12 protein-coding genes are annotated in these 10,213 nt (G+C 71.4%); 6 read left to right on the top strand and 6 right to left on the bottom strand.

What is annotated here, in order from left to right:
* Positions 1-197 precede the first annotated feature (197 nt).
* Both Q7L65_RS22810 and Q7L65_RS22805 read right to left on the bottom strand, forming a co-directional pair.
* Positions 198-1,322 carry a Gfo/Idh/MocA family oxidoreductase gene (locus Q7L65_RS22810; RefSeq protein WP_304724843.1) on the bottom strand — a complete coding sequence of 375 codons (1,125 nt, stop codon included), beginning with the start codon at positions 1,320-1,322 and terminating at the stop codon, positions 198-200.
* 9 nt (positions 1,323-1,331) lie between these two features.
* On the bottom strand, positions 1,332-1,967 hold the full coding sequence (locus tag Q7L65_RS22805; RefSeq protein ID WP_304724842.1) for a class I SAM-dependent methyltransferase: 636 nt from the start codon (positions 1,965-1,967) through the stop codon (positions 1,332-1,334).
* A 41-nt stretch (positions 1,968-2,008) separates the two neighbouring features.
* Here Q7L65_RS22805 and Q7L65_RS22800 point away from each other — a divergent pair, with 41 nt between their 5' ends.
* Entirely contained in the window at positions 2,009-2,659 is a 651-nt protein-coding gene (locus Q7L65_RS22800) for a hypothetical protein (protein ID WP_304724840.1), read from the top strand.
* A gap of 13 nt (positions 2,660-2,672) precedes the next feature.
* Here the strand turns inward: Q7L65_RS22800 and Q7L65_RS22795 are convergent, their stop codons facing one another.
* From Q7L65_RS22795 to Q7L65_RS22780, 4 genes are read right to left on the bottom strand one after another with little or no spacing between them, the layout of a single operon-like run.
* Positions 2,673-3,419 carry an SDR family oxidoreductase gene (locus Q7L65_RS22795; protein WP_304724837.1) on the bottom strand — a complete coding sequence of 249 codons (747 nt, stop codon included), beginning with the start codon at positions 3,417-3,419 and terminating at the stop codon, positions 2,673-2,675.
* Between the two features lie 48 nt (positions 3,420-3,467).
* Complete coding sequence (locus tag Q7L65_RS22790) at positions 3,468-3,830, bottom strand: hypothetical protein (protein ID WP_304724834.1); 363 nt, start codon at positions 3,828-3,830, stop codon at positions 3,468-3,470.
* 21 nt (positions 3,831-3,851) lie between these two features.
* On the bottom strand, positions 3,852-5,189 hold the full coding sequence (locus Q7L65_RS22785) for an Nramp family divalent metal transporter (RefSeq protein ID WP_304724832.1): 1,338 nt from the start codon (positions 5,187-5,189) through the stop codon (positions 3,852-3,854).
* A complete protein-coding gene (locus Q7L65_RS22780) occupies positions 5,186-5,875 on the bottom strand; it encodes a metal-dependent transcriptional regulator (protein ID WP_304724830.1) in 690 nt (229 codons plus the stop codon). Before Q7L65_RS22780 ends, Q7L65_RS22785 begins: the two co-directional genes overlap by 4 nt.
* Positions 5,876-5,936: 61 nt before the next feature.
* Here Q7L65_RS22780 and Q7L65_RS22775 point away from each other — a divergent pair, with 61 nt between their 5' ends.
* The 5 genes from Q7L65_RS22775 to Q7L65_RS22755 all read left to right on the top strand — a co-directional run bounded on the left by Q7L65_RS22775 (position 5,937) and on the right by Q7L65_RS22755 (position 10,171).
* Complete coding sequence (locus Q7L65_RS22775) at positions 5,937-6,890, top strand: folate-binding protein YgfZ (protein WP_304724829.1); 954 nt, start codon at positions 5,937-5,939, stop codon at positions 6,888-6,890.
* A 119-nt stretch (positions 6,891-7,009) separates the two neighbouring features.
* Positions 7,010-7,240, top strand: a complete 231-nt coding sequence (locus Q7L65_RS22770) for a hypothetical protein (protein WP_304724828.1) — start codon at positions 7,010-7,012, stop codon at positions 7,238-7,240.
* 316 nt (positions 7,241-7,556) lie between these two features.
* Positions 7,557-7,985 (top strand): hypothetical protein, encoded by a 429-nt coding sequence (locus Q7L65_RS22765; RefSeq protein ID WP_304724826.1) that lies wholly within the window; start codon positions 7,557-7,559, stop codon positions 7,983-7,985.
* 114 nt (positions 7,986-8,099) lie between these two features.
* Entirely contained in the window at positions 8,100-8,597 is a 498-nt protein-coding gene (locus Q7L65_RS22760) for a MarR family winged helix-turn-helix transcriptional regulator (RefSeq protein ID WP_304724824.1), read from the top strand.
* Positions 8,594-10,171, top strand: a complete 1,578-nt coding sequence (locus tag Q7L65_RS22755) for an MFS transporter (RefSeq protein ID WP_304724822.1) — start codon at positions 8,594-8,596, stop codon at positions 10,169-10,171. The genes Q7L65_RS22760 and Q7L65_RS22755 overlap by 4 nt, the downstream gene beginning before the upstream one ends.
* The last annotated feature ends 42 nt before the right edge of the window (positions 10,172-10,213 follow it).

Genomic DNA, 10,213 nt, shown 5'->3' with positions numbered 1-10,213 from the left:
ACAAAAACACTGACACGACCGCGACAACGACAACGTCAAATTCCGACTAAAAGTGACCCGGCGCGCCATTCGCGACGGAGTGTAGAAGGCTCCGCCCCACGAACCTCGCCCCGGGGCGAATTCCCCGCCCTTTCCCTTCAGGGCGGGAATGGACGAGTTCCCCTCGATGACGCGAGACGGCCGCCGCGTAGTGCCCCTCAGCCGCCGAGCACGACGATCCGCGTGGCGGCGGCGCTGAGGCGGGCGGCGTCGAGGACGCGCAGCGTGTCGACCGCCTCACGCGGGTCGACCGGCATCGGCGTACCGGCGAGCAGGGCGGACACGACGGCCGGGTAGAAGAGATCCCAGCCGCCGGGTTCGGCGGGGACGGGAGCGCCAAGCGGCCCGTCCGCCGGCGTCCCAGGCACGTCGGTCGCCCGGTCGAACGGTGCGGCAGCGGCGCGCGGCTCGGCGTCCGCCGTCAGCAGGCGCCCCCAGTGGGCTCTGTCGGGGACGCCCCAGAGGGCGTCGGGGCTGGGTCGGGCGCCGGCGACGAGCGCCGCCTCCTGCTCGTCGGGGTGCGGCTGGTCGAAGACGGCGCGGGTGCCGCGCACGCGCAGCCGCGGGCCGGGCACGACCGCGTTGGCGGCCCACAGGTGCGACAGGATGCCGCTGCGATGACGCAGGGCGAGGAAGGCTTCGTCGACGACCCCGCCGGCGCGCCGGTCCAACTCGGCGTAGACGGTCGCGACTGGTCCGAACAGGGTCAGCACCTGATCGACGAGATGGGCGCCCAGGTCGAGCAGGATCCCGCCGCCGGTCCCCGCATCGTCCTCCAGCCGCCAGCGCGTCGCGAGCCCGTCGGCGGCCCACGACTCCATCCGCGACTCGACCCGCAGCACGTCGCCGAGCGCGCCCTCGTCCAGCAGTCGCCGCAGCGTCAGCTGGTCGCTGTCCCAGCGGCGGTTGTGGAAGACCGTCAGCGGCGTGCCGGCACGTTCGGCGTGCGCGATCAGGCCGCGCGCCGCGCCCGCGTCGTTGGCGAGCGGCTTGTCGACGACGACCGGGAGGCGGTGGTCGATCGCGCGGCGCGCGAGCGACACGTGCACCGCGTTCGGGGCCGCGATCACCACGAGGTCGTGGTCGTCAGCGCACGCCCACAGCCGCTCGGCGTCCGGGAGGATCCGCGCGTTCGGATACGCCGCCCGCGCGCGCTCCGCCCGCTCGGGGTTGCCGGTCACGATCGTCGTGACCTCGATCCCGGGCGCGGCGTCGATCAACGGCGCGTGGAACACCTCCCCCGCCAAGCCGTAGCCGACGATCGCCGCGCGTAGATCAGACATCGGGCGATCCTATTGTGCGCGCGCCGCTCCCAGCACGTGGGGGCTCGTGTGGCCCCAGGAGGGGCCGACGTCGAAGCTGCGCACGCGCTCGATCTCGAAGCCCGCCGCCGCGATCGCCGCGGCCGTGTCGCGGGCGCAGTGGCAGCCGCCGCCGAGCCGCGGCCAGATGCCGGAGGAGTCGAGCCGGCGCTGGACGCGCGCCAGTCGCGGGCGCTGCGAGCGGACGTGCTCGAGGAAGCGCAGCTCGCCGCCGGGCTTCAACACGCGCCGCAGCTCCGCCAACGCCCGTGCCTGGTCCGGCACGGTGCAGAGGACGAGGCACGTGACCGCGACGTCGGCCGCATCGTCGGGCAGCGGCAGCGCGTCGGCGGTCCCGTCGAGCACCGTCACGTCGATCGGCGCGCTTGCGGCAGCCGCGCGCGCCTTCGTCTGCAGATACGGCTCCGGTTCGATCGCGACGACCTCGTCGACCGTGCCCGGATAGTGGCCGAAGTTGATCCCGTTGCCCGCGCCCAGCTCGACGACGCGCCCGCCGAGCCTCGCCAGCAGCTCGTCGCGATGGGGGCCGATCTCCTTCTCCAGCGCGCCGCAGAAGCGATCGAAGACGCGTGCGAAGATCGGATGGCGGACGCTCGCGGCACTCATCACACGGCGAGCCTACCCCGCGCCTGCGATCCTCTCGCCGCATGCCGCGCCAGCGCCTCCTGCACTGCACCCTCCTTGTGCTCCTCGCCGCACTCGCCCTCGCCGGCTGCGGCACCGTCGGCGACGATCGGCCGGAGGTCGACGCGACGCTCGTGCTCGACGGGCGGCCGCAGGCGTACGACGCGCCGATCGCCGCCGCGGTCCAACGCGGATTCGACAGCGCGGAGGGCGTTCACCTGCGGTTGCGCGCGCCGCGCGCTCCCGGCGCCGGCCTCAGAGCGCTGCTCGACGACAGAGCCGACTTCGCCGTGATCAGCGCGGACCAGCTGAGCGGTCAGCCCGAGCTGGTCGGGATCATGGCGTTGACCAACGCGCCCACCGGCGCCCGCGCGCCGCGGCTGATCCTGACGACCACGCGCGAGCGCCTCGACGAGGACCCGAGCATCGCGAAGGCCGCGGTCGCCGGGATCCTGCGCGGCTACGACCAGACGCTGACCGACCCCGCCAGCAGCCTCAGCGACCTGCAGGAGCAGTTCCCCGGCCTGAACCGCAGACGGCTGGAGGCCGCGCTGCCGGCCGCCGGCCAGGCGATGTACCCGCCCAGCCGCCTGCAGGGAGCGCTCCCGCTGAACGACCCGCGCTACGACACCTCCGTCGTGCGAGAAGCCGCGGGCACGACGCACGACTCCTGAGCGGCGCGGGGGCTCAGCGCGACAGCACGCGCCGCACGAGGCCCGGCATGACCACGCGCGCCGCTGCCGCCAGCGCGTACGGGCGGGGGACGTACCGTTCCGCCTTGCCGCCGGGGCCGGCGTCGACGATCGCGTCGGCGACCTTGTCGGCGCTGGAGACGAGCCAGCGGGTCGTCGCCCTGCCGACGAGCGCCGTCTGCGGGAAGCCCTCGGTCGCGACGAAGCCGGGCAGCACGAGGCCGACGTGGACGCCGCCCCGCTTCTCCTCCAGGTGCAGCGAGTCGGTCCAGCCGGCGAGCGCGAACTTCGAGGCCGAGTAGGCGCCGCTCTTCGCACGCCCGATGCGGCCGGCGGTGGAGGCGACCATCACGATCGACGACGGCGCCGAGGCGCGCAGCAGCGGCAGCAGCTCCTCCGTCAGGCGCACGACGGCGTCGAAGTTGAGCGCCATCGTTCTGCGCACTTCCTCCCAGCCGGTTCTGGCGAACGACCCGCCCCAGCCGGCGCCGGCGTTGTTGACGAGCAGGTCGAGCCGCCCGCCGTGCTCGCGCTCGATCGCCTCCCGCACGAGCGCCGGCGCTCCGTCGGTCGTCAGGTCGACGGCGACGACGGTCGCACCGCCCAGCTCGTCGGCCAGCGCGCGCAGCCGCTCCTCGCGGCGCGCGACGAGCACGAGTCTCGTGCCCCGCTCACGCGCGAGCCGGCGCGCGGTCGCCTCGCCTATGCCGGACGAGGCGCCGGTGATCACGCAGATGCTCATGCGCGCAAGTACAACGCAATCGCGCGCGGAGCGTCGAGGTTGCGAGCGCTACTGCGCCCGCAGCTGCTTGAACTCTCTGCGAACCGACTCGGGGCGACCCCACATCTGGGTCACCTCGACGCGGCCGGCGCGCGACTCGCGCAGCACCAGCTCGCCCTTGATGCCGGCGTTGTCGAGCAGTCTCAGCGCGCCGTGGACGGCCGGGACCGCGGCCGCGTGGCCGAAGCGGTGCGCGACGAGCAGGCGCCAGTGCCAGTCGTGTCTGGAGTACGGCTGCGCGTTGCACGTGACGAGGTAGGTCGCCGCGTGCACGTACTCGGTCTCGTCCTCGATCCGCAGGTCGAGCTCGAGGTCCGTCCAGTCGTCGGGCAGCGAGTCGACGATCTGCTGAAAGGTGTCGGCGAGAGGCATAGACGACACAGGTTACGCGCCCTATCCGAAGAACGTCTGGTAGAGCAGGAAGCCGTTGAGCAGGATGATCGCGCCCGAGATCGCCCACCCGATCATGGTCGTCGAGCGGCGGTTGACGAGCGTGCCCATCACGTCGCGGTCGCTCGTCAGGATGATCAGCGGCACGACCGCGAACGGGATCCCGAACGACAGCACCACCTGGCTGATCACGAGCGCGCGCGAGGGATCGAGCCCGAGCGCGAGCACGATCAGCGCCGGCGTCATCGTCACCAGCCGCCGCAGCGCCAGCGGCACGGTGCGGTTGATGAAGCCGGACATGATCACCTGACCGGCGTAGGTGCCGACCGACGAACTCGCGAACCCGGACGCCAGCAGCGCGAGCGCGAACGCGAGCGCCGCGCCGCCGCCGATCAGCACGTCGAAGCCGTGGTAGGCGCCTTCGAGCGTGTCGACGTTCGGGATGTCGGCGCCGAAGAACAGCGACGCCGCGATCACCAGCATCAGCATGTTGACGATGCCGGCGATCGACATCGCGATCACGACGTCGACCGTCTGGAACTTGAACAGCCGGTGACGCTCTTCGTCGTTCTCGACCGCGATCCGTCTCTGCGTCAACGCCGAGTGCAGGTAGATCACGTGCGGCATCACGGTCGCGCCGAGGATGCCGCAGGCGAGCAGGACCGAGTCGCCGCCGGCGAAGCCCGGGACGAAGCCGCTCAGCACGCCGCTCGCGTCCGGCCCGACCTTGAGCGTGTCGTAGAGGAAGCCGAGCAGGATCACGGCGAGCATCCCGCCGATCGCCAGCTCGAAGCGGCGGTAGCCCTTCGACTGGAGCGCGAGGATCCCGAACGCGACGACGGCGGTCAGCAGGCCGGAGATGAACAGCGGCACGCCGAACAACAGGTTGAGCGCGATCGCCGCGCCGATGAACTCGGCCAGGTCGGTCGCCATCGCGATCAGCTCGGCCTGTATCCAGAGGCCGAACGAGGCGCGTCTGGGCAGCCGTTCGCGGCACAGCTCCGGCAGGTTCTTGCCGGTCGCCAGGCCCAGCTTCGCCGACAGCGTCTGGATCAGCATCCCGATCAGGTTCGCGCCGAGGATCACCCACAGCAGCGTGTAGCCGTAGCTGGCGCCGCCGTCGATGTTGGTCGCGAAGTTGCCCGGGTCGACGTACGCGATCGCCGCCACGAAGGCGGGACCGAGCAACGGCACGATCCCCTTCAGCCCCTTGCGCCCGCGGATCTCCTGCAGCGCGGTCGGCGCCGGCAGCGCGGCTGCCGAGGCCTCCTCCGGCGTGACCGCCGCGGAGACCGTCGAAGAGGAGGGCGGCGGAGGCGGCGGAGGCGGCGGAGGATTCACCGCGTGACCTCGACGCGCATCGCCGCAGCGAGCGCGCCGCCCAACACGTGCACGTCCTCGCCGCCGTCGAAGCGCACGAACAGCGGCCCGTCGCCGAACGGCTGCTTGTCGACGACCTCGAAGTCGTCGCCCGGCCGGATCCCGCGCTCGTCGAGGTAGCGCAGCATCGCCGGGTCCTGGTCGGAGATGCGCGTGAAGCAGCCGCGCTCGCCGGGCTCCAGCGCCGCCATGCTCTCCCCCGGGCGCTCCTCGATCATGAGGTCGCGCGTGGGGATCGGATCGCCGTGCGGGTCGTGCGTCGGGTGGCCGAGCTTCGCCGCGATCAGCTCCTCCAGCTCCTCGGAGATGTGGTGCTCGAGCACCTCCGCCTCGGCGTGGACACGATCCCACGGCAGCCCCAGCGACTCGGCCAGGTACAGCTCCAGCAGGCGGTGGTGGCGCAGCACCTCCAGCGCGACTCTGCGGCCGGACTCCGTCAGCACGACGCCCTTGTACGGCACGTGCGTGACGAGCCCCAGCTCGTCGAGCTTGCGCACCATCGCCGAGGCGGAGCCGGGCGTCACGCCGAGCCGCTCGGCCAGCGCGTTGGTCGTGACGGCGGCGCCGGCGCGCGTCTCGAGCGCATAGATCGCCTTCGCATAATCCTCGACGGCGGTCGAGTGCGGCTGTGACGACGGGGTGACCATGACCGCGATTATGGCATGCCAAAACCTCGGACCCGGATCCGGCCCTTCTATCCTCGGCGAGATGGGCACGACCGAGCAGCTGAGCGAGCACGAGAACGCCGTCCGGACCGGCGCCGGGCTCGTCGACCGCTCCGAGCGCGGCAAGCTCGCGCTGAGCGGGGCCGACACGAAGAGATTCCTGCAGGGGCAGATCACCAACGACGTGGTCGCGCTGGAGCCGGGGCACGGCCTCTACGCCGCGTTCCTGACGGCGAAGGGCAAGATGCTCGGCGACCTGCGCGTGCTCGACGCCGGCGACGAACTGCTGCTCGACACCGAGCGCGTCGCGCTGCAGGAGCTGTTCACGATGATCCGCCGCTACAAGCTCGGCTTCGACGTCGAGCTGCACAGACGCACGCTGGAGCGCGGGCTGCTGTCGCTCGTCGGCCCGCAGGCGCGCGAGCTGCTCGGCGAGGCGGCGCAACCCGGCGAGCTGCCCGCCGAGGAGCACGCGAACGCGGCAGCGGAGCTGGACGGGATCCCGGTCCGCCTGATCGCGACCGACCTCGGCGTCGACCTGCTCGTCGACTCCGCCCAGACGGAGGCGCTGAAGCAGCTGCTGGTCGCCCGCGGCGCGGTCCCGGTGCCGGAGGCGGTCGCCGAGGTCGTGCGCGTGGAGCGCGGGCGGCCGCGCTACGGCGTCGACCTCGACGACACGACGATCCCGCAGGAGGCCGACCTCAACGAGCGGGCCGTCTCCTTCACGAAGGGGTGCTACGTCGGGCAGGAGACGGTCGCGCGGCTGTTCTACAAGGGCAAGCCGAACCGCCACCTGCGCGGCCTGCGGCTGTCGGCCCCGGTCGCGAGCGGAACCGAGCTGACGCTCGACGGCAAGCGCGTCGGCGCGGTCGGCAGCGTCGCCGTCTCACCGGCGCACGGCTCGATCGCACTGGCGCTGGTGCGGCGCGAAGCCGAGCCGGGCACGACGGTCAGCGTCGGCGAAGCGACCGCCGAGGTCATCGCACTGCCGTTCTGAGCATCGCCGGCCGACCGCAACTGATCCAGTTTCCAACGGTTGCCGTCGTGTACTGACAGCAACCATGGGTACGATGTCTCCACAACAACGGGGGCACCATCGAAGGAAGGAGGCGCCCGATGACGACGTTCGCAGCCGACCACGAGACCGACCGCCAGCTCAGAGAGTTGGACGACCGCACGCGCACCGCGTGGCAGGACTACCGCAGCAGCATCACTGAGCTCGCCGGCGTGGAGTACGAAGACGCCGAGCTGATCTCGTGGGAGCGCCTCCAGCAGGCGCTCCACGACGTCGCCGCCGAACGGCAGCGCCTCGTCGGCGCAGCCGCCGACGACGACTCGCAGAACTAGCCCGACCAGCGTTCCCCAAGCGTCAGACGCTCCCGCATCGCGACCAGGCCATGCGGGAGCGCCAGCGCGGGAGCGGGCTGGCGCGCACGCGCCATCGGGGCACAAATCCGTTCACGGAGCGCGCGAGCGCCATCGCTGGCGCAATCGCGCGACCACTATTAGCTGGGAATCCGCCGCAGATGCGGGGTATCGCCGAAATGTCTGGTGGCGATTGACTGGTCAGTCGGCTAAGGTTTCGCCACCGCCGACGGGCGTGCGCGCGCCGCGACGCGGGCCCAGGTGACGGACTGGAAGCGAAGAGGAGATCAGGGCCACGATGCGGAAGCGGATGGTGGGGGCGATCAGCGTCGCGGTGCTCGTCGCCGGGTGCGGCGGATCCGACGACTATGCGAACGACAAGCGCCCTCCAGTGCCCGTCATCGTGTCGGTCAACGTGACCGACACGCGCGTGCTCGTGACGCCCGCGAGACTGGGCGCCGGTCCGGCGACCGTGACCGTCTCCAACCAGAGCGGCCGCTCGCGCGACGTCAGGCTGTCGCCGCCGGACGGCTCCACCAGCGCCTGCCTCGCCGCCGACGCCTCGAGCGGGCCGATCAATCCGATGGGCACCGCGAAGCTGAGCGTCGTGCTGGTCGAGGGCGACTGCGTGATCAGCGCCGGCAGCGCCAGACGCGGCCCGAGACCGGCGCTGCTGCGCGTCGGCAGAGAACGCGAGAGCGCTCAGGCCAAGCTGCTGCTGCCGTAGCGGCGCGCGCAAAGACGCTCCCGCAGCGCCTACCGCTGCCGTTCGATCGCGCCCTAACACGATGCTAATGGTTGCGTCCGCGCAATCAACTGCGCGCGTGCAACACTTGCATACGTGCAAGCAACTGCTCCCACCTCCAACTCCTCCACTCCCACCGACGTCGCGCGCGATCTGTACGCGATGTTCTTCACGCTCAACCAGCGTGTCTCGCGCGACCTCTTCCAGATGCTCGCCGACATGGGGCTGTCGATCACGCAGTTCAAGATGCTGCACCTGCTTGCACGCGAGGGCGAGCAGCAGGAGCTGAGCGTGAAGGCGCTGGGCGAGCAGTTCAGCCTCTCGCTCGCCGCCGCCAGCCGCGCGATCGACGGCCTCCACCAGCGCGGCTACGTCGACCGCGTCGAATGCGAGACCGACCGCCGCATCAAGCGCGTCCACCTGACGCCCGCCGGCCGCGGCGCGATCCGCGAGCTGCACGCGACCAACGTCGCGAACCTCGCCGGCTTCACGGCGACCCTCTCCGAGTCCCAGCGCCGCGCGCTCGCCGACGCGATCGCCCCGCTGCTGCAACTGCTCGACGTCACACCGTCGAAGGAAGGCCCCTCCAGATGACCGATCGCATACGCGCCCTCTCGCTGACCGAGGAGAACCGCCGCTGGTGGACGCTCGCGGCGATGTGCTTCGCGCTCTTCATGCTGATGCTCGACAACACCGTCGTGAACGTCGCGCTGCCCTCGATCCAGAACGACCTCGGCGCCAGTCTCGCCGGCCTCGAATGGACGATCAACGCGTACACGCTCTCGCTCGCGGTGCTGCTCGTCGTCGGTGGTCGCCTCGGCGACATCTTCGGACGCCGCAAGATCTTCCTCGGCGGCGTCTCGCTGTTCGCGCTCTCCAGCGCTGCGATCGGCCTCGCGCCCAACGACACGCTGCTCGTGATCGGCCGCGCGATACAGGGCGTCGGCGCGGCGATGATGATGCCCGCGACGCTGTCGATCGTGACCAACGCGTTCCCGCCCGAGGAGCGCGGCAAGGCGCTCGGCACGTGGGCCGGCGTCTCCGCGCTGGCGCTCGCGATCGGCCCGGTCGTCGGCGGCTTCCTGACCGAGCAGGTCTCGTGGCGCGCGATCTTCTTCCTCAACCTGCCGGTCGCCGCCGCGGCGATCGCGATGACGCTGTTCGCCGTCAGGGAGTCGCGCGACGAGACGGTCGGCAGAAAGATCGACTACGCCGGCATCGCGACGCTGACGGTCGGCCTCACGAGCCTCGTGCTGACGCTGATCGAGGGCAACAGCTGGGGCTGGGGCTCGGCCAGGATCATCGGCCTGATCGCGCTCGCGATCGTCTCGCTGGCCGCGTTCGTGACGATCGAACTGCGCGTCGACACGCCGATGGTCGACTTCTCGTTCTTCAAGTCGCGCCAGTTCCTCGGCGCCAGCAGCGTCGGCTTCATCGTCTCCTTCGGGATGATGGCCGTCTTCTTCTTCACCGCCCTCTACATGCAGAACATCCTCGGCTACTCGGCGCTGCAGACCGGCGTGCGCTTCCTGCCGATGACGCTCGTGCTGATCGTGATGGGGCCGCTCGCCGGCCGCCTGACCGACAGGATCGGACCCAAGCCGCTGCTCGTCACCGGCATGCTGATCGTCGGCGCATCGCAGATCTGGCAGTCGTTCCTGACCTCGGACACCGGCTACGGCTTCCTGCTGCCGTCGTTCATCCTGCTCGGCGTCGGGATCGGCCTCGTGATGTCGCCGATGACGACCGCCGCGATGAACGCGGTCGACCGCACGAAGGTCGGCGTCGCCTCCGGCGTGCTGTCGATGGGCCGGATGGTCGGCTCGACCTTCGGCGTCGCCGTCTTCGGTGCGATCGTCGCGGGCGTCGGCAAGTCGAAGCTCGACGAGTCGCTGCCGGGCGTCGGCCAGGGTGCGCGCGACCGCCTCGCCGAGTCGCTCGGCGGCGGCGGGGTCAGCGACGGCGCCGCTCCGGCGCGCGTCGTCGACGCGACCCACGACGCCTTCATCGCCGCCTTCGGCACGGGCATGAAGATCAGCGGCATCGTCGCGATCCTCGGCGCGTTCGTCGCGGCCGCGCTGATCTCCGGCAGACGCCCGCCGGCGCGCGAGCAGGTACCGGTCCCCGCGCCCGAGCTGGCGCCGGAGCCCGAGCCGATCACCGCCTGACCGCCTGAGTCCTCACGTCGTCGCCCGCCCGCGGTAGCGTGC

The organism is Conexibacter sp. CPCC 206217, from assembly GCF_030646165.1.
Lineage (GTDB): Bacteria > Actinomycetota > Thermoleophilia > Solirubrobacterales > Solirubrobacteraceae > Conexibacter.
The sequence above is the reverse complement of the archived record's forward strand: the minus strand, read 5'-3'. Positions and strand labels throughout refer to the sequence as shown.